Here is a 25,261-nt window from a genome sequence, read left to right as displayed (position 1 = left end):
CCGGCGACGTTACGGATGCCGACCCCGGCAGTCGAGCGCAGAAGGAGTTCGCCTCCTGCCGCTGAAAGGCGCCTCTTCATCCAATCCGGGCATCGGCCTTCGCAGGCTCCTCCGGCAGACCTGTCGATTTGGCGATCGAGCGGACGAGGCGGGCGTGGTCTCGATCAGTCAGTATGGCATAGCTCATGGCGAAGGACGCGAGCGCCTCGTCGATCATTTCGCCTTTCCCCATGTAGCCGGCGATAAGGACGGGATCGCCTGTGCGGGCATGCGCTCGCGCCAGCGTGCGGCCGCAAAGATTTGCGTAAGCCTCCAGCGCCCTCGCCTCGATCACTTCGCCAATCGAGCCAAGGTGACGGTTCTTGAGCTGACGCACGTAAAATTGCCGCCCGCTCGCTTCGTCGCGTGTCCAGCCAAGGAAGAGATCGCTGGCGGCCTGCAACGCGCACTGGCCCTCGACGACGCGCTGGCCCTGCTCGGGAAGATCGGGCGGTGGCGCGACGATTTTCTCAAGCACCGATTGCAACGCCTGCTTGACCTGCAGGAATAAAGGCTCGCCGTCGGCCGTCAGGAAGAGGCCGACGGCGCAATAAGTTCCGACGCTGCCGACGCCGACGACCTTCATTGCAAGATCAGCGAGAACATACCGGTCAACCAATATGCGCCGCTCGGGCAGAAGCGTTTTCTGATAGGCTGCGAAAACGGAAGGAGCGTCGATCTTTTGGGCGTGCGCGGCGTCCGAGTCGAAATGATAGATCAGCGGCGGGCGATCCTCGATATGGGCCGCTCCGCCCTTCGTCGACGCGAGATGCGGAAAATTGTCGTCGGCTGCCAGGTCTTTTTTCGATTTGATCAAAAGCGACAGCAGTTGATTGCGCAATCTCTCATCGTCGATCCTGCGGACTTCGCGGTCGACGTCGATACGTGAATGCCAGACTTCAAGCGGCGGCTCTTTGGCGAGTTCGCTGAGGAAATCGCGATAGGCCTTGGCGGCGCCGCGCGCCAGGATTTTGGCCTTCTTATCGGAAATTCCGGCGTCTCGGGCGGCGACCGCGACGCTCGTGACGAGCCGCTTCAGATCGACGGTGAAGTCGACGCCGGGGAGCGTTTCATCGAAATCATTGATGTCGAAAAGCACGCGTCCTTCGGGCGTGCTGAAGGCGCCGAAGTTCATCAAATGGCAATCGCCGCAAGCCTGCACGTGAACGCCAAGCTGCGGCAGCTCCGCGAGGTCATGCGCCATCACTGCGGCCGCGCCGCGAAGAAAGGTAAAAGATGACTGCGCCATGCGCTTATAGCGGATCGGCAGCAGATTAGGCAGGCGCTGAGCATCTGTTTCGCCGAGGATTGCGACAGGATCGCGCTCCGACCCCGGCGGGCAATCCGCATGGCTTTCACGCGAAACGATATCGCGCAACGCTTTGCCGGCGCTGTAGCGTTCAGCCCGCGGTGCGGAGATTGCTGTTCCGCCTTGGGGATGCAGGTTGGACATGCGCGACCCGCTTCAAATCAGCCTTGCCGTCTCCAGAAACAAGCCAGCCTAGCCGGAACCCGATTTGAGATAAAGCGGAGCAATTGAATTGCGGTTGCGCCGGCGATCTCAACAGACCGCCGGCGGCATTGAACATCAGGGAACAGCGGCGGCCGGGACGTCGGTCGCGGCGGCGGCCGGAGCAGGGGCCGGCTCGCCTTTGGCTGAGCCGAAGAACCGGAAGAAATCCGATTTTGGGCTGAGCACCATCCTTGTATCGCTCGATTTCAGCCCGGTTTCATAGGCTTGCATCGAACGGTAAAAGGCGAAGAAACCGGGATCCTTGCCATAGGCTTCGGCAAAGATGCGGTTGCGCTCGGCGTCGCCGTCGCCGCGTGTCTGATCGGCCTGCCGCTGGGCGTTGCCTCGCAGCACGACGACGTCGCGATCGGCCGCGGCGACGATCTTTTGCGCCTGTTCCGAGCCTTGCGCGCGATATTCGGCGGCCTCGCGCGCGCGTTCCGTCTGCATCCGGCTAAACACCTTTTCCGAGATCTGCTTCGGCAGATCGGCGCGCCGGATGCGTACGTCTACGGCGTCGACGCCGAGGCGTCCGCTCTCCGAATTCACCTGATCGCGGATCTTCGCCATCAGACTTGCGCGGTCATCGCGAACGATCTGGGTGAGATTGGCTTCGCCCAACACACGACGAACGGCGGAGTTCAGGACAAAGCCAAGCTGGCTGTTCGCGCGATCGATCGTGCCGACCGTCTGATAGAATTTCAGCGGATCAACGATTTTATAACGCAGGAAAGAATCCACCTCGATCCGCGTGTTGTCGGAGGCAAGAACCTCCTGCTTCGGCGCTTCGAGATCAAGGATGCGGTTGTCGAGATAGACGACATTCTCGATGAACGGCAGTTTGAAATGAAGCCCCGGCTTAGTGATCAGCCCGCGGCCCTGGACCGGCTCGCCGAAGCGCAGCACGAGGGCCTGCTCCGTCTGCGACACGGTGAACGTCGAGGCCATCGCCACGATCAGGAAAACGATCGCGCCGGCAAGGATGGCGAATGTCGAGGCCGCCTTCATTTGCGTGATCCGTCTGAAGGCTTCGACGATAGGGCGCCAAGCGGCAGATAGGGAACGACGCCCGTTCCCTGCGCGCCCTGATCGACGATCACCTTGTCCATGCCGCCATAAACCCGCTCCATCGTTTCGAGATACATACGTTCGCGGGTCACGTCGGGCGCTTTCTTGTATTGTTCGTAGATCTTGTTGAACCGCGCGGCCTGTCCCGTCGCCTCGGCGACGGTCTGAAGCCGATAGCCTTCAGCTTCCTGGATCGTTGCGGCCGCCTTGCCCCGGGCTTCCGGCACAACGCGGTTGGCGTAGGCTTCGGCCTCGTTGCGCATCCTGTTTTGGTCCTGCTGCGCGGCGGTGACGTCGCGGAAAGCCGCGATCACTTGCTCGGGCGGATCGACAGACTGCAATTGCACCTGCAGGATCAGCACGCCGGCCTTGTACTGGTTCAGGATCTTCTGCATCAGCTCCTGCACGGCGGGCTCGATGACTTTGCGCTCGGCGGTGAGAATGCGCTGGATCTGGCTGCGGCCGATGACTTCGCGCATCGCGCTTTCGGCCACCGCCTTCACCGTTTCGCGCTGATTGGCGATATTGAAAGCGTAATCTTCCGGATGCACCGGATCGATCTGCCAAATGACGACGAATTTGACATCGGCGATATTTTCATCGCCGGTCAGCATCAGGCTTTCTTCCGGTAAATCGATCGACGTCTGCGCGTTGGGCGCGCGCATGTCCGGCCGCTGGGCGAATCCGACGTTGATGGTGTTGCGGTTAGTCACCTGCAGCTTCTGCACTTCGCCTATCGGATAGGGCAGGTTGTAATTCAGGCCGGGGCCTGTTTTGCCGGTGTACCGCCCGAATATCTTGTTCAGCCCGACTTCATTGGGCTCGACCGTATAAAACCCGGACAGCAGCCAGAAGATCACGCCGACAAGAGCCAGGGCGATAACGCCGCGCGCGCCGCCAAACCCGCCGCCGGAGCCTGGGATCCACTGCTTCAGCTTCTCTTGCCCGCGCCGGACAAAATCCTCGAAATCAGGTTGCGGCGAGCTCGGCTTTTGGCCCCAGGGTCCCCCATTGCTGGGCTTCCATGAGCCGCCATTTCCGCCTTCATTGATCCACGGCATGAAACCTCGTTTCGAAAATAGAGCCGTCCCGCTCCAACCCTTATAGGAGAGCGCCCGCCTCAGCACAAATGGGAGGCGGCGCCGCGCGCCGCAACGCCGCGGCCGCCGAATTGCCCGGAAAGCGAGCGGCTTACTGGCAAAATTTCGATTCGCCGTTCCTGCCGCGACTTTCGAGGTCGAGGTGCCAGTGGCTTGCGTGAAAGGCGTCAGCGCCAGGACCAAGAGCCGTATGGAAATAGCCGCAGGCGGCGGCGCGGACGGCGTGGTCGAAGCCCCGCTCCGCTTCATCGGCCAATTTGCCGACGTGGTAAACGCGTCCGCCAGCGAAGGTAATGCTGGCGATGTCGATCGCCAGACCATTGGCATGTTCGCTGAGTTTCGCTCCGGCGATATGGTCGCGCGTTCTGCATTCAAACCCGGGCCCCGTTTCTAGCGCAACCATCGAAGCGTTGAACGTTCCTTTGACGAGAGGCTCCAGCGCCTCGTCCACGAAATGGGCGAGGGTCTGCGCGACGGCACAATCGACAGTCGGACGATCCGGCAAATCGACGCGCTGGCCGCCTCGCAAGGCCAATGATTCAATCCTGACAGGATCCGCGATGGCGCAGCGGGAATCGCTTTGCGCCCCCATCGTTACTTTGTTCAGCGTCGCGCCTTCAGCGAGGAGAGACGCGGGGCAGTCGTTTACCGTCGCGCCGGACTCCGGCGCAGGCGGCTGCGGAAGGCTGACGGGAGCCGGGGCGAGCTCGGCGGGCCGAGGCGGCGGCAGGGGCGGCGGCAGGGGCGGCCCTGCGTCGCGCGGCGCCTCCGGCGGGGTGGCCTTCGCGGGCGCCATGGCAAGAATCCCGAGCGGCAGAATCAGCAAATAACGCCGCAAAAGAATTTGCGCGTAAGGCTTTGCGCCTGCGCCGGATACGCGTTTCGCGCCGGATTTTTCATGAATTTCAGTTATTATGGCGTTTCTCCTGATGCGGTCTGCAATGCCGCCCGGGAGAAATGGTTCGTTTTCTTGAGGGCAGAAAACGCGCCTCAGCGATCACGGGCCGATTGAAGCCTTTGAAATTCGACGAAGGCAAAGCTCGCCTCATCGGCGGGATGGGGCGGCGGGCGAATGCGCGCGCGCTCCACCCATTCCGACCAATCGATGTGCGGAAAACGCACATCGCCAGGCGGCGCGAGGTCAACCAGCGTCAGATACATTCGATCGACGCGGGTGAGCAGCGCGCCATAGAGATCACCGCCGCCCGCCAGAATGACTTCATCAGCGCCCATGGCTTCCGCGCGTCGTTGCGCCAGGGCCAGAGCCTCGTCGAGACCATAGGCGACGTGAACGCCGCTTGCGGCCACGCTGAACTCGAGGCCGCGCGTAACGATGATGGTCTCTCGCCCAGGCAGTGGGCGCCCGATTGATTCGAAGGTTTTGCGGCCCATCAGCAGGGGCTTGCCCCAGGTCAGCGCGCGGAAGCGCTTGAGATCGCTCGGCAGGCGGAAAGGCAGGCGATCGTCCGCGCCGATGACGCCGTTTTGACCAATCGCAGCGACGAGGGCGAGAGGGACGCTCATGCCGGGGGCTCAACGCCGCCAAGCTTACGAAGCGCTTCGTCTTCGACGCGGCAGATGCGCCATTGCTCCATCAGCCGCGCGCCCATGCCCTTGTAAAATCGGATGGACGGCTCGTTCCAGTCGAGCACGGACCATTCGAAGCGGCCAAGGTTCTCGTCGACGCAACGCCGCGCGACATGCCGAAGCAGGGCCTTGCCAAATCCCCTGCCGCGAAAGGCGGGGCGGACATAAAGATCCTCCAGCCAGATGCCGTGACGGCCGCGAAAGCTCGAAAATGTGTAGAACCACAGAGCGAATCCGCTGGGTTCGCCGCTAACCTCGGCTATGTCGCAGAATGCGCGAGGCGCCGGACCGAAGAGGGCCGCGGCGATGTCTTGTTCCGTCGCGAGGAGTTCGGCGGAAAGATGCTCATAATCGGCGAGTTCCGCGACGAGCTTGAAAATCAACGCGGCGTCGGCTGGCTTTGCGGCGCGGATGCGCGCGTTGGTCAGGGCGGTCATTCTTTATGTGCTCCGTCGCGATCGCGGGCCTAAGAAGATCGACAGACCCGCCGCAACGATCAGGCCCGTTCCGATCATCGTCCGCACCCCCGGAATTTCCGCGAAAATGACAACGCTGAACAAGGTCGCCCACAATAGCGCGGTATAGCCGAAAGGCGCGACGACATTGGCGGGGGCCGCGGCAAACGCCCGGATCATGCAGAAATGGCTGGCGACGCCAAGGCTTCCAAGAAAGGCCATCAGCGCGAGATCTGCGGGCTTTGGCGCGACGCCCACGAAAGGCAGAAAAGCGGCGCAGAAAATGGCGCCCACGAGCGCCGTATAGAATAGCGTCGTCAGCGGCGCGTCGCTCGTATGCAACACGCGCGTCGCGATCTGGTAGAGCGCGTTGCAAAGGGCGGCGAGCAGCGGAAACAGCATCAGGGCGGAGATATGGATGCCGCCCTCCGCGACAATGACCCAAACGCCGGCAAGGCCGATGAAAACGCTGAGCCACCCGCGCCAGCTGACCTTTTCTCCGAGGATGACGACCGAGAGAGCGGTGACAAGCACCGGCGCGACCCAGACGACGGCGGAAAAGTCGAGGAAGGGCATGACCTTCAATGCCAAAAGGCCAAAAAGCGTCGTACCGAGCAGCAGGGTCGACCGCAACATCTGCAAGACCGGCCGGCGCGAGATCATAAGCCGGGGCGCGCGCCAGGCGAGAAAACTCGCGACCAGAAGAATGTGCACGAAATAGCGCGCGAAGGCGACCTCCGTCGGCGGATAGGAGGCAAGCAAAATCCGCGACGTCGAATCCTGACACACGAACAGAAGAGTCGTGGCAAGCATCCATAAAACGCCCGCCGTGATCGAGGCTTGTCCGCCGGGAAGGAGCAGAACCTCGGGCCGATCCTCCTTGGCCGATGCTGGGTGGGTCATGACTTGCTGGGAGCCGCGAAAATTCCAAAGTGGCGCGGCGACCTATAGCGTATCGGGCGCGGCGAAGCGAATGGTCCTGCGACGATCGAGGCCCGCGTCTCACACGGCGACCGGCGCCTTGATCGCCGGGTGCGGATCGTAATTTTCGAGCACGATGTCTTCGTAGCGGAAATCAAAGATCGATTTCACCGCCGGGTTCAGCCTGACCGTCGGCGGATTTCGCGGCGTTCGCGTCAGCTGCAATCGGGCCTGCTCGAGATGATTGAGATAGAGATGGGCGTCGCCGAAGGTGTGGATGAAATCGCCTGCCTTGAGGCCGCACGCCGCCGCCAGCATTTCGGTCAGGAGAGCATAGCTGGCGATATTGAAAGGCGCCCCGAGAAAAGCGTCGCCGGAGCGCTGATAGAGCTGGAGATCGAGGCGTCGTGCTCCGTCGGCGTCGTCGCGGACGTTGAACTGAAAAAGGCAGTGGCAGGGCGCGAGCGCCATCTCGGCCAGATCGGCTGGATTCCAGGCCGAGACGATAAGGCGGCGCGAAAATGGATTGTGGGCGATCTCATCAATCACATTTGAAATCTGATCAATCGTGCGTCCGTCCGGCGCCTGCCAGGAGCGCCATTGCCGGCCGTAGACGGGGCCCAGATCGCCATTGGAATCAGCCCACTCGTCCCAGATGCCGACGCCATTTTCTTTCAGGTAAGCGATGTTGGTTTCGCCGCGCAAAAACCAAAGAAGTTCGTGCACGATCGATTTCCAGTGCAGTTTCTTGGTCGTCACCAGCGGAAATCCGGCGCTGAGGTCGAAGCGCATTTGATGTCCGAAAATCGAGCGCGTGCCCGTTCCCGTGCGGTCGGGCTTCTGAACGCCCTCCGCCAGGATTTTGGCGAGCAGATCGAGATAGGCTTGCATAAGAGGTCCTCGATTTCGGCGCATTTGGCCCGCGCGAGGATCGACAAGCGGTCCCCGCCGGTCAAGTCCTCGCGAAATCAGGCTGGGGATAAACGGCGGGCGGAGAAATTGTTCCTCTCCGTTTCGCGAACGGCGTTTGTAAATCCGCGTTTGGCGCTTATATTGGTTTTTGCAGCGTTCGCGCGGCTATGGCGATAAACGGCGTCGAAATAAGCTCTTCGGACCCGGGGGCGGTACCCGGCGCCTCCACCAAAATCCGTATTGAATCAAGCGGATTTTGGCGGGGGCGAAATAGGTTCGACGGGGAGTGTAAAGGACTGTCTTTCGCTCGGCATGGTACCGCCGTTATCGGGCTAAACCTTATAGTTGCCAATGACAACTATGCTCCGGTGGCCGTTGCTGCGTAATGCGGCAATAGTACCGAAATTAAAGCCCTTGGGGGTAGCACTCTAAGGCGGGGTTCGGAGGCACCTGGCAACAGAAGCCTCCACTTTTCAATCGCCAGCTTTTTGTTTAATCCGTATCGGCACGCTTTTCTAAGTCGCACAGAATCATACCGGGGTTTTTATGGCTGTGGATTTGATCCGGTATGATGTTCTCGTCCAGGACGCCTTGCGCGGCGTCGTCCGGAAGGTGCTGGGCGACATGGCCCGCGACGGTCTCGTCGGCGAACATCATTTCTACATTACATTCCGCACGCGTGGGCGCGGCGTCAGATTGTCGACCCGCATGCGGGAGCAATATCCGGACGAAATGACCATCATCCTTCAGCATCAGTTCTGGGATTTGAGCGTCACGGAGCACGCCTTTGAAGTTGGGCTCTCCTTCAAGAACGTTCCCGAAATGCTGCTCATCCCGTTCGACGCCATCACGCGTTTCTCCGATCCCGCCGCCGGCTTCGATCTTGAATTCAAGCTCGATGACGAGGCCGCCGAAACAAGCGCCAATGACGCCGGCTCCCCTGCCGATCTCGCGGGGGCGGCTCCTGAAGGCTCGCCGTCCTTGACCACGATCGAGCCGGCGAGGCCAAAGGATGGAGAGCCTTCACGCAGCGGCCTCCGGCCAGGTCCGATCGAGGAAGCCGCGCGGGGCGATGCGCAGGACAAGATCGTTTCGATCGACGCCTTTCGCAAGAAGACCTGATGGGCGACATCGTCAACCTGCGGCGCGCCCGCAAGAAACGCGCAAGGGATGCTTCCGAGGTCGACGCGGCTGCGAACCGGGTTGCGTTCGGTCTCGGTCGCGCCGAGCGTGCGGCGGCGAACAAGCTGCGCGGCCTCGAGCAGGACCGCCTCGACGGCCACGAGCGCGTCCATCGGGATTTAGCACCCGATGATCAATCCGAATGACGCGAGCTGCGCGGCCGGGAAGATCGTTAAGCACTCGCTGACCATCGCGGGGCACCGCACCAGCATCTCGCTGGAGCGCGCGTTCTGGGACAGGCTGAGAAGGCTCGCCGCGGAACGCGGAACATCGCTTGCGATCGTGGTCGCGGAGATCGACGCGCGGCGAGGCGAAGCCAATCTGTCTTCCGCCATTCGCGTTTTCGTGCTCGAATCGGCGCCTTGGCCGGCTCCCCCGCAAGGATAGCGCTCAATCCGCCGGCCGCGGCGGCGTTTGCGCTGCGCCCGCGTCTTCGGCGGCCTGGTTGCGCTCCCTTTCCCGGCGTCGCTCGGACCGGAGGCGTTGATAGAAGAAGGCCCGCTCATGCGCGTCGAATTCATAGGATTCAATGCGCGCGCTCTCGCGCAGGATCGCCCGGCTTGAGAGCGCGTTCGCCAGCGCCGCCGCATCGATCTGCACGCCAGGAGCCGATAGAGGCCCTTTGATGACCACGGAAACGTCGGGCGCGGGTCCGCTCCAGTCTTTAGGCAGCGCACTCAGGACGAAGTTCAGCCGCTCGGTCAAGATCGCCTGACGAAGATCGAAGGAGCCGGCGACCGTCGCGCCAAGGTTGCCGTCCGCCGGCGGCGCCAGATGTAGCATGCCTGAGGCGATGGCGACGTCGAAGGCGCGGCTCCCAGCCTTGAAATCGGCGCGCTTCAATTCGTTCGCGAGGGCGGCGGCGATCTCTTTTGCCTCGAGCGAGTGTCCTTCCTGATCGAAAGTCGCGAACACCCGGGCGAGCGCCGCGGGATCAGCGTTCGGAATCGTCAGGTCGAAGAGAATAACGTGACCCGAGCCCGCAAGGCCAGAGGCCAGCGCGTCGGGGCTTTTTCCCGTTCCTACCGCGTCGATCGCCCCGCTGACGCGTGCGCGGACAGCCGGAAGGTCAAGAGAGATGTCGGCGAGATCGAGGTGACTTTCGAGCGATGCTTCCTCTCCCGCGCGACGCAGCTTTATCTCGCCAGCCAAACGTCCGCCCCCGATGTCCATGCGCAGGTCCTGCAAATCCAGAAAGCCCGCCGAGGTCGAAAGGCTCATCCGCACGTCTTTCGCAGCCATGCCGGATGCGAAAATCGGCGCGGGAAGCGCCATGTTGTGGATCGTCAGAGCGAGGCGGGCGGCGGGCAAGTCGAAGGCCGCGGGCGCGAAGGAAAGCCCCGACCAGAGCGAGCCGGACTTCGCCGGCTCGGGAGCCCCAAGCACAAGTTCGAAAAGCGAGGCGGCGGGTAGCGTGTCCGCCACGATTGATCCCGTCAGGAGGTTTCGGTCCCCTTTTTCAGAGGCGAGGGAGCCGCTGAGAGCGGAGCCGGCGACATTCGCCTTCAGATTGTCCAGAGTGAAACCTGCTTTTGACAGGGCAATGTCGCTGGAAAGAGTGGCCGGAACTTTCGCCGCAAAATCAGGGAAGACAACGCCTGTCACGCGCATCAGAGGCGCGGCGTCGGCGCTCGAAAAGCGTAGCCGCCCTTTTATCGAAGGCTGCGTCAGATCAGCTCGGAGTTCTCCGTCAAACGCAAGGCTCGCGGCGCCAAGCGAAGCCTTTATGGATGCATGCGTTTCTTGACCCATGAGGCCGGCCGCTTGCATTTCGACATGGGCCGGCCCAAGTCCGCCCGAATCCACAAGGGGAACCCCCGCCAGGCGCAGCAGCGGCATGGCTTCCTTTGCGTCGGCGCTGGCCGACATAGTGAGATGTCCTTCCCGTTTCGGATCGCTCTCGATAAACGCCTCGATCTTTGCGCCGCCGATGCTGCCTTTCGCGGCGAGGGAACTGAGGGCGAGGGCGGAGTTCCTTTCCACGGCATCGGCGCTGAGGCTTAGATCGATCGCGGAAAGCGCGCCGACGCGGGAAAGCATGTGGTCGCCGGCGGATAGGGTGGCGCTTCTGGCGACAAGGGCGGCAAGACGTTCCGCGCGGGGCGCGGTGACCTTGGCGTCGAGATGAGCCTTCGCTGATGAAAAAAGGCCGCTCGCGGTGACGACCGCTCCATCCGATCCTTCGAACGTCAATTCATTGAGCGCGATTTGATCGCCTGACTTTGCAAAGTCCAGGTTCAAGGCGCCGATGGATTCTTTTTCTCCGAGCGTCAGCGCGTCGGCGTCGAGGCGGAGCGATCCATCGCTCGAACCGAAACTGCGGGTCCAAAATGCGCGGAGGTCGAAGCCGGGCAGGGCGCCGAGGTCGAAGGATGGCGTGGCGAGATCGGCGTCGAAGCGCGAAGGTTGCGTCCTGGACGGTGGCTGATAGGCGAGAGCGCCTGAAAAACGCGAGCCGCTGAGCCGGAGATCCAGATCGCGGAGCTCAATGGCTTTTTGCGACAGATGCGCCTTGGCGGAAAGGTCGACGGCGCCAAGGACGATATCTGGCGTCCATTGCGGCGCCAAAGGCCGCAGCCACGGTCTGATCCAGCTGGCGTCCTCCGCGCTGGCCTGAGCCGTGCCGTCGAAGCTTTCCTCCGCTCCGGCGCGCCATTGCCCGTCAAGGAACAGGCGCGACTTTCCAGGTCCTTCCGCCTCAAAGCGAAGCCACGTCGGAGCCTCCTCTGCAGATCGCCGATCGCCGAAGACCAGATTGGCGGCGATGTCCGAGAAGATCACGCCGCCAAGGGTCAGAGTTTGAGCGCTGTAGCTTAAAGCGAGAGGGGCCGGCGGCCGGAGATTCAGGTTCTCCAGAAATAGATGCGGGTCGCCGCCCGAACTTTGCCAAAGGTCGAGATCAAGCGCGTCCGAGTGCAGCGTAACGCTGGCTTTTGGCGCGCCGGAGAAATCGAACTCGGCCTCTCCCTTGGCGCTTATGGCGCGCTCTTCGCCGCCGATACGCAGCTCGGCCGCAATGAGCGCGGCTCGTTCGGCGTCGAGCGTCAGTTGGCCCGCGGCGCGCCAGGCCGACTCCGCGCCCTCGAAAGTAGCGGCTCCGGTGAAGTTTTGTCCGCCCGGCCGCAGGCTGAGCTGACCGTCCAAAGAGACGCTCGGATGCGAGCCCCGCGCGTCGGCGAAAAGCTTCAGTTTCATCTCTCCCTTCTGGGCGGCGCCGGTTGTGAACCGGAAGGGTGTGCGCTCTCCCTCGATGTCGAGCGCGCCGTGAGCTTTGAAGGGACCGTAAAGCGAATCCGCCTCCGCCTCGAAATCGAGGCCTTTCATGGTGAGAGAGCGGTTTTTCGCCGGATCGTTGACGAGGATGGCGCCATTGGCCACCCGGATTTTTTCGAACCGCAGGCGCCTCGCGATTCCATACTCTCGCGGCGGCAGCGGCAAGGATGCCCCGGGCCCCAGCGTCAGTTCAAGGCGGGGCGCCTCTAACCGCGCCTCGACGAAATCGACGTCGCCATGCAGGAGCGGGGCAATGGCGATCTCGAGGCGCAGCTTTCGCGCCGTGAGGCGCCAGGCGGACGCCGGGTCGCCCAACTCGATATCTTCGACGACAAAGTAGGGCGTCGGCAGGAGTTTAAGATCGATCGAGCCAAGAATCCTTGCCGGCGCGCCGAGGGTTGGCGTCAGCTGCGCTTCGATCCAACCGCGCTGCGCGCTCCAATCGACAAAATACGGGCCGACCAGCGCCGCGGTCAGAACAAGAATGAGGGCTATGGCGAGGACGGTCAGGCTATCGCGCAAGGTCGTCTATCTGTCTCTGGCGGGTCGCCGCCGCCCAATCGTATAATGCAATCTTGACCTCCCTCGCGCTCCGTCCGGCGCGCTTGCGCCGGACTCCTCGCATTCAGAGAGCGGCTCCGACTTTCGCCATATGTTGAAGATGCGCAAGCCCCGGTGCAAAATAATGGATCAGGCCGTCGACGGCCTCGGACTCGCCAAAGCTCGACAGACGGCGGGGACGGCCCCACATTGGAGTGGGCCGCTCCCGACCGATTCAGAGGGCCGATTGAACGGGCGCATAATGGAGCGGCGCACATGATTCGGCGGCCAGCGCGGGAAGCCGCGGGGCCGGATCGCCAAGCCGGCGACACGGCCAGTAAATGAGGAGCCGCAGCGATTTGATCGATCCATTTTCCCTCGCCGACATGGAAGCGCCAGCGCCGCAGCCTGGCGGCATCGCGGCGCGCGCCCGGGCGGCGGCGTCCGGCGGCCAGCGCTATCTCGACGGGCTGAACGGCGAGCAGCGGGCGGCTGTCGAGGCGGTCGACGGTCCCGTTCTCGTTTTGGCAGGCGCGGGGACCGGAAAAACGCGCGTCCTCACCACGAGAATCGCCCACATTATCGCTCAAGGCCGCGCGAAAGCGCAGGATATTCTCGCTGTCACCTTCACCAACAAGGCGGCGCGGGAGATGAGGGACCGCGTCGCCATGCTGGCGGGCCCCGTCGCCGAGAGCATGCCGTGGCTTGGCACCTTCCACGCGATCTCGACCAAAATCCTGCGTCGTCACGCCGAACTCGTCGGGCTGAAATCCAGCTTCACAATTCTCGACTCGGACGATCAGATCCGCCTCCTGAAACAAGTGTTGCAGGCCGAAAATATCGATGACAAACGCTGGCCGGCGCGCGCGCTCGCCTATCAGATCGACGCCTGGAAAAACCGCGGCCTTGATCCCGCGCATGTGCCGCCGGGCGAGGCGGGAGTTTTCGCCAATGGCAAGGGCGCGCAGCTTTATGCGCTGTATCAGGAGCGGCTGAAAATCCTCAACGCCGCCGATTTCGGCGATCTGCTGCTCGAATGCCTGCGCCTTTTGCGCGAAAATCCGGACGTCCTGAAGCAATATCAGGACCGGTTCAGATATATGCTCGTCGACGAATATCAGGACACAAACACAATACAATATCTTTGGCTGCGTCTGCTGGCGCAGGGGCGTCACAATATTTGCTGCGTTGGCGATGACGATCAATCCATCTACGGCTGGCGCGGGGCGGAAGTCGACAATATTTTGCGGTTTGAAAAGGATTTTCCGGGGGCCAAGGTTATTCGCCTAGAGCGCAATTATCGTTCAACCGGGCATATCCTCGCCGTCGCGGCCGGCCTCATCGCCCATAATGAAGGACGTCTCGGCAAGACCCTTTTCACCGACGATGAAGCTGGCGAAAAGCCGAGCGTTTGCGGCGTCTGGGACTCGGAGGAAGAAGCGCGCGGCGTCGGCGAAGAGATCGAGCAGCTGGCGCGCAAAGGCCATGCTTACGACGAATTCGCGATCCTTGTCCGCGCCTCGTTCCAGATGCGCGAGTTCGAGGAGCGCTTCATCACTTTGGGCCTGCCTTACCGGGTCATCGGCGGTCCGCGCTTTTATGAGCGCGCCGAAATCCGCGACGCGCTCGCCTATCTGCGCTGCGTCGCCCAGCCGGCCGACGATCTCGCCTTTGAGCGCATCTTCAATGTGCCGCGACGCGGTCTTGGCGACGCCACCTTGCAGCTCCTGCACGAATATGCCCGCGGCCAACGCCTGCCGCTGATACAGGCGGCGCAATATATGGTCGAGACAGATGAAATAAAGCCGAAGCAGCGGCAGGTTCTGCGCGACTTGCTGACGAGCTTTTCCCGTTGGGCGAGCCTCATCGATCAAAAGCCGCAAGGCGAGCTGATCGAGATGATATTGGAGGAGTCCGGCTACACCGATATGTGGCGCAAGGACCGCACAGCGGAGGCTGCCGGGCGCCTCGAAAACCTGAAAGAGCTCGTGCGCGCCATGGAGGAGTTTCCGGACCTTGGCGCCTTTCTTGAGCATATCTCGCTGGTCATGGAGGCCGAGATGAAGGACGCTGGTCCGCGCGTTTCGATCATGACGCTTCACGCGGCGAAAGGCCTCGAATTCGAGACGGTCTTTCTGCCCGGCTGGGAGGAGGGGCTGTTTCCGCATCAGCGTTCGCTCGATGAATCGGGGCGCGCGGGCCTCGAGGAAGAGCGCCGCCTCGCCTATGTCGGCGTTACCCGCGCGCGGCGGCGGGCGAAAATCTATTTCGCCACCAACCGCCGCATCCACGGGCTTTGGCAGACGACGCTTCCCTCTCGCTTTCTCGATGAGCTTCCAGCCGATCATGTCGAGGTCGTCGAAGCGGCCACCGGCTCCGCCTATGGCGGCTACGCGCAATCGCGCTTCGCGAATATGGACAGCTACGGCTCCTCTTATGAAACGCCGGGCTGGCGGCGCGCGCAGCGTCGCAACGAAGAGACGAGGCAAGGACAGGGCGCGGCGAAATCGAGCGGATTTGGGCGGCCGGCCGCCCAGCGCGGACCGCTCCAGATCGAGGGCGAACTCGTCGCGAAATCCAGCGCCCAATCAGGCTATTCCAAAGGCGCGCGGGTATTTCACCAAAAATTCGGCTATGGCGCGGTGGCGGCGGTCGACGGCAACAAGCTGACGGTCGATTTCGACAAGGCGGGCCGCAAAATGGTTTTGGAGAGTTTTGTGCAGGCCGGGTAAGCGCATTGAACTCCGTGGAACTTATCCACAATTAAATATAATTGTTACTTTTCAATATGTTACTCTGCTAATGTAGATTACAAGGGCACTCCCTAACGTCTGGCAACTATTGCTACATGCGAGATATCTTACTCACTAATCAGGCGCAGCCGAACAATCCGGAGTGTGCCGCATGCTTGCGAATAGCCGCGAAATCAAACGTCGCCTTGAACGCGACGGTTGGGTGCTTGATCGGATCAAAGGCTCGCATCATATTTTTCGCCATCCACAAACTGGTGTGGTAATTTCTCTTCCTCATCCAAAGAAGGATTTGGGTGAGGGTCTGATGCGCCAAATCTACAAATTGGCGAAGTGGCCGAAAGACTGAAGCCTATGACCCACTACGTCGCCATCGTGGAAGAAGAGCAGGGGAAAGCCGTCGGGGTGTGGTTCCCCGATCTGCCGGGCTGTTTCTCCGCTGGCGACACTGTTGACGAGGCCATGCTGAACGCGAAAGAGGCGCTTGAGCTTTGGTGCCACGCGATGCTCGAGAGCGGCCAGAAGATCCCGCCACCCAGAAGCCTGTCCGAATTAAGGGCTGACGCCGATATTGCTCAGGACTTGCATCAGTTTATGGCCGCACTGATTCCGCTTCCTGACAGCTTGCGCACGCAGGCCGCGGAATAGGGTTCGACAATCCCGCGGATTCGCTTGGATAGGCTGCGCGCTCCGCTGTCGCAGCCAGCTAACTTGACGGAGGTGTCTCTATGACGCGCGGAGTAACAGCGAGCCCATCCAAAACCATCCCCGCAGCCAGCCTGCTGGCGCTTGCACTAGGAGCGGCGGCGTTCGGGGCTATCGCTATCGGCGCCGTGGCGATTGGCCGTCTGGGGATCAGGAGGGCGCGCTTTGGCGCGTTGGAGGTCGACGAATTGACGATTCGCAAACTGTGCATCGTAGAGCATGAAAAGCCACGCTCGTAACAGCGCAGACGGCGATCGTTACTTCCGACGCAACACTACTGTACCGGCGACAAATCCCCATAGGGCGGCTTTCTCGGGTCGCGCCGCGGCTTCATAGCGGCAAGATCCGCCCGATGCGCGAAGACGACGGCGACGCCGGCCTCGCAGGTCGCCGCGTAGGAGAGCGACACGGTTCCGTCCTGATGCCTGAAGCGGCGCGTGCAGCTTTCTCGCGCGGCTTCATAGACCTTCAAAGCTGGAGGTTCGAGAGTCGACGCGAAAACCTGTTCGCATTTCTGCACGACGATATTGGCCAGGGCGACGTCGCTGCTCGAATTGGAGCGGCAGACATTCATCACCTCATAGGATTGCGCGCAGCTCGGCGCCGCCGTCACAGCCTCGGCGACATCGGCCTGATTGGCCTTGTCGACCGGGCACTTTTGCAGCCGCTCGGCGTGCGCCGCGCTCGCCATGACGATCAAGAACACGAAAAGAAGCGATCGCAGCATCGGCTTTCCTGTTACGGCGAGACGCGGCGCAATGGCGCCTCGCAAATAGCATAAATCACCGGAGGTTAGCGCTTTCGCATCATTGGCTGATGGAAAGGGAGATTTCCTAAGTCACCGCCCGCGCCGCGGGCGTGACCCAAGCCGCCGCCTCAACGCCGGCGCGCCAGGAATGAGCGCCGCAAGCAAAGGATAAGTGTTCATGAGGTCATTCGCTGGACGAACAAGCGGATCAGAGAACCTTGCCGGGATTGAGAATGCCTTGCGGATCGAGCGTTCGTTTCAAGGCGCGCATCAAATCCATCGCGACCTTATCCTTCACTTGTGGCAAAAGATCGCGCTTCAGTTGGCCTATGCCATGTTCGGCCGAGATCGAGCCGCCATAGCGGGTCACAATCGCATGCACAGCCTCGTTGATCTCGCCCCAGCGCGCCAGAAACGCTGCTCTGTCGGCGCCGACAGGCTGCGACACGTTGCAGTGTATATTGCCGTCGCCAAGATGCCCGAAGGCCACAAGCCGGGCGCCCGGGGCCGTCTCTTTGAGGACGCTCTGCACGTCTTCGAGAAAGGCGGGGGCATCGGTAATGGCGACGCTGACGTCGTGCTTGATCGAGCCGCCCTCGAATCGCTGCGCCTCTGAGAGATCCTCGCGCAATCGCCAGAAGGCGGCGCGTTGGGCCTTTGAAGCGGCGATCGCCGCATCCTCGACGAGACCGCTCTCGGCCGCGGCGGTCAGCATGTCCAGCAGACGAGGGCCAAGACCTTCCGCATTTTGCGAGCTGAGCTCCAAAAGCACATGCCATTCATGCCTTGCCGCGAGCGGATTGCGCGCGCCCTTGACGTGAGCCAGCACGAAATCGAGCCCGATGCGGGGAATCAGTTCGAATGCGGTGATCTCGCCACCGGCCTTTTCCCGCGCGAGATCGAGCAAAGCGACGGCGGCGGCGGGAGAGGGAAGGCCGATAAAAGCTGTCTCGACGGCGCGCGGCTTTGGAAAGAGTTTCAGCGTCGCCGCCGTGATGACGCCGAGCGTTCCTTCTGAGCCGATGAAGAGATCCTTCAGATCATATCCGGTGTTATCCTTTTTGAGTTTCGACAGGCCGCAGAAAATGCGCCCGTCGGCAAGGACCGCCTCGATCCCGAGCGCGAGATCGCGGGCGTTGCCGTAAGCGATCACCCCCGTGCCGCCCGCGTTGGTTGCAAGGTTGCCGCCTATGGTGCACGAGCCTTCCGAGGCGAGGGAGAGAGGAAAAAGACGTCCGGCGCGGCCGGCCTCGGCCTGCGCGTGAGCGAGGATCATGCCGGCTTCGACCGTCATCGTGTTCGATGCAAGGTCGATTTCGCGAAGAGCCCGCATGCGTTGCAGCGAAAGAACGATCGCCCCGCCGCTCCGGTCGGGAATCTGGCCGCCGACGAGGCCAGTATTGCCGCCTTGCGGCACGATCGGCGTCCGTGATTCGTTGCAAAGCCTGACGACGGCCGCGACCTCCTGCGTCGAGGCAGGACGAACAATGCCGAGCGCCACGCCCCTATAAAGATCACGCGGCTCGCTGAGATAGCCCGCCATATCGGAGGGCGTCGTCAGCACGTGCCCGGCCCCGACGATCGCCTCGAACGCTGCGACAAGGCCGGATTGGCGCGCCATTCGAGCGCCTGAGCTTCCCACCGCCAAAACTCCTTCCGACGCCAAGGGCGCCTGCGCCATGAGCCACGCAGCCCGTGAAGCCAAAGCCAAAGCTTTCGGCATTGGAACGCTTGATTTCATTCATGGCTTCAAGTTACAGATGCGTCTGCGTAGGAGTGTAGCTCAATTTGGTTAGAGCACCGGTCTCCAAAACCGGGGGTTGGGGGTTCGAGTCCCTCCTCTCCTGCCACGCAACGCCCGGTCAGCAGGCGGCCAAGCCGCTCTGCGCCGCGCGACCTTCGCTCTTTATGAGCAAACCACTTTGCCGCATTTTCTGACGTTGGCGATCTTTGCCTGAAGATCATTGTAGCCGACCGCCCCGACGACGACTTCATCGCCGATCACATAGCTCGGCGTTCCGTTGATGCTCAGGTCTTTTGCGAGCTCCATCGACTGGTCGATGGCGGCGCTGACTTCGGGCGTCTCGGCGCCTTTGTTCAATTTATCGACGTCGGCGCCGAGATCCTTGGCGACAGCGATCGCTTCCGCTTTGCCGACGGGCCCGTGCGAGCCGAGAAGCTTCTGGTGGAACTCCCAGAATTTCGCGCCTTTGAATTGATTTGTGGCGGAGTTCGCGATTTTCGCCGCCTCCACCGACCCCGGGGACAGAATCGGCAGATCGCGCAGAACCACGCGCAGATCGGGATTATCCTTCATCAATCGCGCGAGATCGCCGAGCGCGCGTTTGCAATAGCCGCAGTTGTAGTCGAAAAACTCGACCAAGGTAATGGCGCCGCCCGGATTGCCGATCACCGCCTGATTGGCGACGTCGAAGAGAGGGCTAGCAGGATCGCCGACAATCTGCTGACGCGCTTTGGTCGCGGCGAGCTTTTCGCGCGCGTCGAGTTCAGCCGCGGCGTCGCGGAGAATCTCAGGATTTTTGACGAGATAGGATTTGACGATCGATTCGATTTCGGCTTTCTGCGCCGGCGAAAACTCGTCCGCGCGGACAGGCGAGAAAGCGAAAATGCCAAGCGCGGCGAAAATCAAGGCTGCGCGGCGGGCGAAAAGCGCTAGGCTTCGCTGAAACATAAATCTGAACTCCTCGATCATATCCTCGAAATCCTAGACCAGAACGCGTTCGGGCGAAATCGCATTCCGCCCTTTAAGCCTTTGTTTTACCGCATAATGTAAGCCCCAAAGGCCTGCAACTTTTCCGCGGCGTGCTCTAGGCTATCGCAGTTTCTTTCTGAAAATCGAAAGGCCGACTCGTCGCGCGGCCTTTCGATTTCAATGACGGCGTTTGCGCTCAGCGGCGACTATCGGCTAAGGCTCGCTTTCGCGCGCTGCCACCAGCCAGAGCGCTTCGGCCGATTCGGATCCTGTTCCTGCGCCGGCTGTGTCTCGGGCTCGGCAGGTTCATGGGCGGGGACGGACGCCGGCGCTTCGGCCGCCGGAGCGCCTTGGCTAGGTTGAAGGTCGAGAACCGGCTCCGCGACCGATTCGGCGCCCTGGTGCTCCGTTAGAGCCTCGGGAGTATGGCTGACGGCGGGCGCCGTCTCGCCTTCGGCGGAGAATGGCTGCCCTTCCGCGGCGGATACATCGGCAGCCTCGGTCGGAGCCGTTGCCGCCTCGATCCCTGCCGCTGCGCGGCGCGGCGCACGGGCGCGGGGCGCACGGCGGTTGCGGCGAGCGGGCGGCGCCGCTTCAGTCTCTGCGTCAGCATTCGCCGCCGGGGCGTCTTGGGCCTGGCGCTCTAGCGCCAGCTCCGGGGCCACTCCTGCCAGCGTCTCGGCCGCCGCCTCGGCTGCTGTGTCGCGCGCTTTGACGCCTCTGCGCGACCGGCGACGCTCGCCTGCTTTGGCGGGTACGGCCTCCGCATCGGGGAGAGGAGGGGCCGTCTCGCCAACCGCTACCGTCTCGACGGGCGCTTCCGCCACGCCTTCTTCGGCGCCAAATTCTGGTTCGGCATCGGAGGTTGCTCCGCCTTCAAACGCGTTCCCGGCATTCGCACCCAAAGGTTGCAAGCCGCCGATCTGGGCCATCACCTGGAGCGCCTCATCGGACGGCTGGGGCGCATTGGCTGCAATGCCTGATCCTTCCCGATCGCTGCCCCGGCCGCGTCTGCGCCTGCGCCTGCGCCGCCGGCGGCTGTCGGCCTCGCTTTCACTCTCGCCTTCCCCGCGCTGACCGTTCTCGTCTTGCGTTTCGTCCTCGTCCTGAGCCTCGATCGCGGTGAGATGCGAGCCGGGCGCGCTTTCTTGCGGCTCCTCGAACTCCACGAGAATCTCCTCGCCGAATTCCTCGGGTGTGAAATGCGCGGGCTCGCCCGCCGCAAGGGCAAGCGGCTCATGGCCGCCCGACGCGGGTTCGCCGCGCTCGATCGCGTGATAAACGGCGCCGATCAGGCTGTCGTCGGAGTCGATCGTGACGGCGACGCCGAAGCGGCGCTCAAGATCGCGTAACGTGGCGCGCTTTTCATTGAGGATATAGAGCGCGACGGGGGTTCTGGTCTTGACGATGAGGTCGTGGCTCGCGCTCTTGATCAGCGCGTCTTCGACGACGCGCAAAACATGCAGCGCGATGGAAGCAGTGGAGCGCAGCATTCCAGATCCCGAGCAATGCGGGCAAATCTCGGTCGAGCCCTCAAGAACGCCCGTGCGAATGCGCTGCCGCGACATTTCAAGGAGGCCAAAATGGGAAATCCGGCCGACCTGAATGCGGGCCCGATCGTTTTTCAGTGCGTCCTTCAGCCGCCGCTCGACCGCGCGGTTGTTGCGGCCCTCCTCCATGTCGATGAAATCGACCACGATCAGCCCAGCGAGATCGCGCAGACGCAATTGCCGAGCGACTTCGTCGGCCGCTTCGAGATTGGTTCTGAGCGCCGTGTCCTCGATATTGTGCTCGCGGGTGGAGCGTCCGGAATTGACGTCGATCGCAACCAGAGCTTCGGTCTGGTTGATGACGATATAGCCGCCCGATTTCAGCGTGACCTGATTGAGGAACATCGCGTCGAGCTGCGCCTCGACGCCGGATTTCGAGAAAATCGGCTGCGGATCACGATAGGGCTGAACGCTGCGCGCGTGGCTCGGCATCAGCAGGCGCATGAAGTCCCGCGCCTCGCGAAAACCTTTTTCGCCCGCGACGACGATATCGTCGATGTCCTTATTGTAGAGATCGCGGATGGCGCGCTTGATCAGCGATCCTTCCTCGTAGACGAGCATGGGCGCTGTGGATTTCAGCGTCGTCTCGCGAACGGTCTCCCACATCCGCAGCAAATATTCGAAGTCGCGCTTGACCTCTGGCTTGGTGCGGCTCGCGCCCGCCGTGCGTAAAATGACGCCCATGCCTTCCGGAACTTCGAGCTCCTGGGCGATTGACTTCAGCCTCTGCCGGTCCGTCGAATCGGTGATCTTGCGCGAGATTCCGCCGCCGCGCGCCGTGTTCGGCATCAGCACGGAATAGCGGCCGGCGAGGGAGAGATAGGTGGTCAGCGCGGCGCCCTTGTTGCCGCGTTCTTCCTTGACGACCTGCACCAGAAGCACCTGACGGCGCTTGATGACTTCCTGGATCTTGTACTGCTTGCGATAGCGCTGCGGACGGAAAGGCACTTCCTCCATGGCGTCGCCGCCAAGTTGCTCCACATGCTCTTCTTCATCTTCGCCGTCTTCATCGGCGTCGGCGGAGCGGCGGTCGCTCGTGCGCGTATCGGAGCCCGCCTCGGCCTCGCCTGGCCGAAGATCGCCGCTCAAAGCCTCATCGGTCGGCTCGCTGAAGGAGGCTTCGCGTTCGGGCGCGCTTTCGTCAAAAGCCGCGCCGGCGCGCTCGGCCTCTTCATCAAGACTGCTTTCGGAAGACGCATCGCCGAAAGCCGCGCTGGCGTCGTCCGCGGCGAATGACACTTCCGCCCCGATTGCGTTGTGCGATCCCTCGTCGGCGGCGAAAAGCATCTCCGGGGCGCCAGCGGTTTCGAGAGCGCGGCTTTCATCGCTCTCCTGTACTGAAGAAGCGCCTTCCTGCGGTTCGAAAGTCGGTTCGGCGCCTGCGTTTGTGTCGGCCTCGACGTCCTGCGAGTCCGCGAAAGGCTCTGACAGCGTCTCACCATCGGCGGCGCGCTTTTCGGCGCGCCGTCCGCCTCGATCGCCACGCCGGAACCGGCGGCTGCGCCGCTGACCGCCTGTTTCTTCGTCTTCTTCGTCGCGTTGGGCTTTCGCCTCTTCGTCGATCAGCGCCTGCCGATCGACAACGGGGATCTGGTAATAGTCCGGGTGAATTTCTGAAAAGGCCAAAAATCCGTGGCGGTTGCCGCCGTAATCCACGAAGGCGGCCTGCAGCGAGGGTTCAACGCGCGTGACTTTGGCGAGGTAAATATTGCCGCGGAGCTGTTTTTTGCTGGCGGATTCAAAATCAAATTCCTCGACGCGATTACCGCGGAGGACGACCACCCGGGTTTCTTCTGGGTGGGACGCATCGATAAGCATTTTGTTGGCCATGGGAGACTCGTTCAGGCGAAACGCGCGCGGGGCCGCGGCCGCCGGTCGAAGTCTTCAATCGAGACAACGGGGCTGATTGCGGCCGACACGGGTGCGCGTCAGGCATTGGATGGGAGGGGAAAGGCGAAATCGGCGGCGGGGTCTTGTCCGCCAGGGTGAAAGCGCGACGGCTCGACCAATCCGGACAGGGGCTGCCAAGAGGGTCGCGAAGACGACGCATTGATTTTGGCGCCGAGGAATTGAGCGCCGGGGATCTCGCGCCGACAAGACATTGCGTCCGAACGAACGCGTCGCATATTTCGGCGGTGTGACTGACGGTCGTAGAGTGACGCGTCGCGGCGAAATCCATTTTCCTCTTTACCTATTCGAAACGGCTTGCTTGAAACCGTCCAGAAACACTCTCTCGGCTGGTTGGGGGGGTAGCCCGATGCAGCCCATTCCAGAGCCGTCGCATCTCTTTGAAAGGTTTCAAGATGCCGACGACCAAAATGGCGAAATCTGAACCGACGATAGCTCTGACGTCCATTTTATCTTCATAGACGCTGAGAAAAGTCGAACGCCGAGGCCAAGATTTGCGGAAAACCAAACAAAATCCGAAGGTCTCAAAACCCGCGAATCTCCAGGCCGAGAAAGAATATGCTTTCATATCGGGTTCGCAGGCCGTTTGGCAAGTTTTTAGTCGTCTGTGTCTGAGCGGCTACAGCCTGCGGCCGGCATTCCAGTGACGGTTATAAGGTGTTAACCTCGTTCATCCTATGACTTTGAGCGAGGGATCCGCGCAGGCCGCGACGGCCACAGAGGATGCTCGCCGCGGCGACAGCTTGGCGCAAGTTTTCGATCCAATCCTGTCGAAGGGCAACATATGGCGCTTGAGATGGCTGACATCGCCGCGAAAATCGCCGGTTGGAGACGGTTCGCCGCCGCCGTCTTGATGCTCTGCGCCTTGACGGCGCCCGTCGCACCGGCGCCGCGAGCCGAAGACGGCGCCTCTTCCACCGCCTCCGCCTCGAGCGCGGCCGGCGCCATCGAAGCCTCCGCCGCGGAGCTGGACGACGGCGGGGATCACGCCAGCCTCGTTTTCGAACTATCGGCTCCGGTGGAGGCTGCCGGCTTTGTCCTTGCCGACCCGGATCGCATTATCATCGACGCATCGGAGATCCGGTTCATGATAGATTCGGAGATCGGCAAAGCGTTGGCGCCCCCCCGGCGGCATGGCGATCGTGACGGCGGGGCGTCAGTCAGGACTCTCGTCAGCCCGAGGGGCCTCGTCACGTCCTTCCGTTTCGGCCAGATCGAAAAGGGACGCTCGCGCATCGTCATCGATCTTTCCGGACCGGCCCGCATTGTTCGCGCGGGGTGCGAAACGAGCGGCGGCGGCGGTAAAACGCGCCTGGTCATCGAACTGGCAAAGACCGATCGTGCGCATTTCGCGGCGGCGGCGCAGACCGCCCGCGCGGCGCTGGCGCAGCCGGCTCGAGACCGGATTGCCGAGAAAATACAGTCCGCCGCCGGCAAGCCGATCGTCATGATCGATCCCGGTCACGGCGGCATTGATCGCGGCGCGAGCGTCAATGGGTTGATCGAAAAAGACCTGGTGCTCGACTTCGCCAAGGCGCTTGCGGCAAGGCTTGATGCGGACGGGCTCTACCAGCCGGTTCTAACGCGTGAGGACGACAGCTTCATCTCCCTTAGCGAGCGCGTCAGGATGGCGCGTGACCGTAAAGTTGCGTTATTTGTCTCGATCCATGCGGACACGCTGGCCGAGGCGACGGATGTCTCTGGCGCGACGGTTTACACCGTCTCTGATCGGGCTTCCGATGCGGAAGCGGCGCGCGTCGCCGAGAAGGAGAATCAGGCCGACTCCGCCGCAGGGCTCGACCGGACGGAGGACGCCTCCGAGGTCTCCGATATTCTGTTTGATCTGACGCGGCGGGAGACGCGCGCCTATAGCCACGTCTTCGCCCACACTCTTTTGAATTATTGGAAGGTCGCCGGCAGGCTCAATAAGAATCCGCAGCGTTCGGCCGGTTTCCGCGTGCTGAAGGCGCCCGACGTCCCGTCGGTGCTGCTGGAGCTCGGCTATCTGTCGAACGAAAAGGACGATATCGCTCTGTCATCGCCGCAATGGCGTGACCAAGCCGTGAGTCGCATGGCTGAAGCGATCAATGCCTTTTTTTCTGAGCGCGGCACATCAAATTTCTCTGAGGCCGTCAAGGATCCGGCGCCTGTGGGAGCTATTTCATCGCCATCGGTCGCGACGCCAGAGCGTCCGGATGCGCCCGATGGCGATCCCGCGATCGGCAAGGCAGCCCTTCAGGCGCCTCCTGGGGAGTCCGCCAGCGATGCCCGCTGAGCCGGGAGCAGGGCGGGGCGCC

At 62.2% G+C, this 25,261-nt stretch carries 20 protein-coding genes, 1 tRNA gene and 1 other RNA gene; 9 read left to right on the top strand and 13 right to left on the bottom strand.

The genetic code is table 11. The features are described 5' to 3' along the window. Positions 1-76: 76 nt before the first annotated feature. The 8 genes from SIN04_RS07390 to SIN04_RS07355 all read right to left on the bottom strand — a co-directional run bounded on the left by SIN04_RS07390 (position 77) and on the right by SIN04_RS07355 (position 7,574). On the bottom strand, positions 77-1,492 hold the full coding sequence (locus SIN04_RS07390; protein WP_134487934.1) for a DUF2252 domain-containing protein: 1,416 nt from the start codon (positions 1,490-1,492) through the stop codon (positions 77-79). 135 nt (positions 1,493-1,627) lie between these two features. Then, positions 1,628-2,560 (bottom strand): protease modulator HflC, encoded by a 933-nt coding sequence (hflC, locus tag SIN04_RS07385; protein WP_134487932.1) that lies wholly within the window; start codon positions 2,558-2,560, stop codon positions 1,628-1,630. After that, positions 2,557-3,681 carry an FtsH protease activity modulator HflK gene (hflK, locus tag SIN04_RS07380; protein ID WP_134487930.1) on the bottom strand — a complete coding sequence of 375 codons (1,125 nt, stop codon included), beginning with the start codon at positions 3,679-3,681 and terminating at the stop codon, positions 2,557-2,559. The genes hflC and hflK overlap by 4 nt, the downstream gene beginning before the upstream one ends. Positions 3,682-3,811: 130 nt before the next feature. Then, positions 3,812-4,516 (bottom strand): extensin family protein, encoded by a 705-nt coding sequence (locus SIN04_RS07375; protein ID WP_341264331.1) that lies wholly within the window; start codon positions 4,514-4,516, stop codon positions 3,812-3,814. A gap of 194 nt (positions 4,517-4,710) precedes the next feature. Then, the gene (locus tag SIN04_RS07370; RefSeq protein ID WP_341264330.1) at positions 4,711-5,244 is read right to left on the bottom strand and encodes a dihydrofolate reductase; all 534 of its coding nucleotides are present in this window, start codon (positions 5,242-5,244) and stop codon (positions 4,711-4,713) included. Then, positions 5,241-5,744, bottom strand: a complete 504-nt coding sequence (locus tag SIN04_RS07365; RefSeq protein WP_341264329.1) for a GNAT family N-acetyltransferase — start codon at positions 5,742-5,744, stop codon at positions 5,241-5,243. Before SIN04_RS07365 ends, SIN04_RS07370 begins: the two co-directional genes overlap by 4 nt. Positions 5,745-5,747: 3 nt before the next feature. Continuing rightward, the gene (locus SIN04_RS07360; RefSeq protein WP_341264328.1) at positions 5,748-6,665 is read right to left on the bottom strand and encodes a DMT family transporter; all 918 of its coding nucleotides are present in this window, start codon (positions 6,663-6,665) and stop codon (positions 5,748-5,750) included. A gap of 99 nt (positions 6,666-6,764) precedes the next feature. Then, entirely contained in the window at positions 6,765-7,574 is an 810-nt protein-coding gene (locus SIN04_RS07355) for a thymidylate synthase (RefSeq protein WP_341264327.1), read from the bottom strand. 131 nt (positions 7,575-7,705) lie between these two features. Here SIN04_RS07355 and ssrA point away from each other — a divergent pair. From ssrA to SIN04_RS07335, 4 genes are all read left to right on the top strand, one after another. After that, positions 7,706-8,066, top strand: a transfer-messenger RNA (tmRNA) gene (ssrA, locus tag SIN04_RS07350). Between the two features lie 75 nt (positions 8,067-8,141). After that, positions 8,142-8,717 carry an SspB family protein gene (locus SIN04_RS07345; RefSeq protein ID WP_134487924.1) on the top strand — a complete coding sequence of 192 codons (576 nt, stop codon included), beginning with the start codon at positions 8,142-8,144 and terminating at the stop codon, positions 8,715-8,717. Continuing rightward, complete coding sequence (locus SIN04_RS07340; RefSeq protein ID WP_134487922.1) at positions 8,717-8,923, top strand: DUF4169 family protein; 207 nt, start codon at positions 8,717-8,719, stop codon at positions 8,921-8,923. The genes SIN04_RS07345 and SIN04_RS07340 overlap by 1 nt, the downstream gene beginning before the upstream one ends. Continuing rightward, on the top strand, positions 8,907-9,164 hold the full coding sequence (locus SIN04_RS07335) for a ribbon-helix-helix domain-containing protein (RefSeq protein ID WP_134487920.1): 258 nt from the start codon (positions 8,907-8,909) through the stop codon (positions 9,162-9,164). Before SIN04_RS07340 ends, SIN04_RS07335 begins: the two co-directional genes overlap by 17 nt. Positions 9,165-9,167: 3 nt before the next feature. On the opposite strand, the gene SIN04_RS07330 is transcribed toward SIN04_RS07335, so the two are convergent. Beyond that, positions 9,168-12,572, bottom strand: coding sequence for an AsmA family protein (locus SIN04_RS07330; RefSeq protein WP_341264326.1), 3,405 nt, complete (start codon positions 12,570-12,572; stop codon positions 9,168-9,170). 404 nt (positions 12,573-12,976) lie between these two features. Here SIN04_RS07330 and SIN04_RS07325 point away from each other — a divergent pair, with 404 nt between their 5' ends. The 3 genes from SIN04_RS07325 (at position 12,977) to SIN04_RS07315 (ending at position 15,988) form a co-directional block, all read left to right on the top strand. Next, positions 12,977-15,322, top strand: coding sequence for an ATP-dependent helicase (locus SIN04_RS07325; protein ID WP_341264456.1), 2,346 nt, complete (start codon positions 12,977-12,979; stop codon positions 15,320-15,322). Positions 15,323-15,494: 172 nt separating this feature from the next. Further along, positions 15,495-15,689 carry a type II toxin-antitoxin system HicA family toxin gene (locus SIN04_RS07320; protein ID WP_134487914.1) on the top strand — a complete coding sequence of 65 codons (195 nt, stop codon included), beginning with the start codon at positions 15,495-15,497 and terminating at the stop codon, positions 15,687-15,689. 5 nt (positions 15,690-15,694) lie between these two features. Beyond that, on the top strand, positions 15,695-15,988 hold the full coding sequence (locus SIN04_RS07315) for a type II toxin-antitoxin system HicB family antitoxin (protein WP_134487911.1): 294 nt from the start codon (positions 15,695-15,697) through the stop codon (positions 15,986-15,988). A gap of 331 nt (positions 15,989-16,319) precedes the next feature. Here the strand turns inward: SIN04_RS07315 and SIN04_RS07310 are convergent, their stop codons facing one another. Both SIN04_RS07310 and SIN04_RS07305 read right to left on the bottom strand, forming a co-directional pair. Then, positions 16,320-16,772, bottom strand: coding sequence for a hypothetical protein (locus SIN04_RS07310; protein WP_134487905.1), 453 nt, complete (start codon positions 16,770-16,772; stop codon positions 16,320-16,322). 229 nt (positions 16,773-17,001) lie between these two features. Next, entirely contained in the window at positions 17,002-18,414 is a 1,413-nt protein-coding gene (locus SIN04_RS07305; protein WP_134487901.1) for an FAD-binding oxidoreductase, read from the bottom strand. 151 nt (positions 18,415-18,565) lie between these two features. On the opposite strand from SIN04_RS07305, the gene SIN04_RS07300 reads away from it, so the two are divergent. Beyond that, a tRNA-Trp gene (locus SIN04_RS07300) sits at positions 18,566-18,643 on the top strand. A 56-nt stretch (positions 18,644-18,699) separates the two neighbouring features. On the opposite strand, the gene SIN04_RS07295 is transcribed toward SIN04_RS07300, so the two are convergent. After that, positions 18,700-19,485 carry a DsbA family protein gene (locus SIN04_RS07295; RefSeq protein WP_134487898.1) on the bottom strand — a complete coding sequence of 262 codons (786 nt, stop codon included), beginning with the start codon at positions 19,483-19,485 and terminating at the stop codon, positions 18,700-18,702. A 227-nt stretch (positions 19,486-19,712) separates the two neighbouring features. Next, positions 19,713-22,886 carry an Rne/Rng family ribonuclease gene (locus SIN04_RS07290; protein WP_134487895.1) on the bottom strand — a complete coding sequence of 1,058 codons (3,174 nt, stop codon included), beginning with the start codon at positions 22,884-22,886 and terminating at the stop codon, positions 19,713-19,715. Positions 22,887-23,760: 874 nt separating this feature from the next. On the opposite strand from SIN04_RS07290, the gene SIN04_RS07285 reads away from it, so the two are divergent. Then, positions 23,761-25,239, top strand: a complete 1,479-nt coding sequence (locus SIN04_RS07285) for an N-acetylmuramoyl-L-alanine amidase (protein ID WP_244605704.1) — start codon at positions 23,761-23,763, stop codon at positions 25,237-25,239. Positions 25,240-25,261: the final 22 nt, after the last annotated feature.

This window comes from Methylocella tundrae (assembly GCF_038024855.1).
Classification (GTDB): Bacteria; Pseudomonadota; Alphaproteobacteria; order Rhizobiales; family Beijerinckiaceae; genus Methylocapsa; species Methylocapsa tundrae.
The sequence above is the reverse complement of the archived record's forward strand: the minus strand, read 5'-3'. Positions and strand labels throughout refer to the sequence as shown.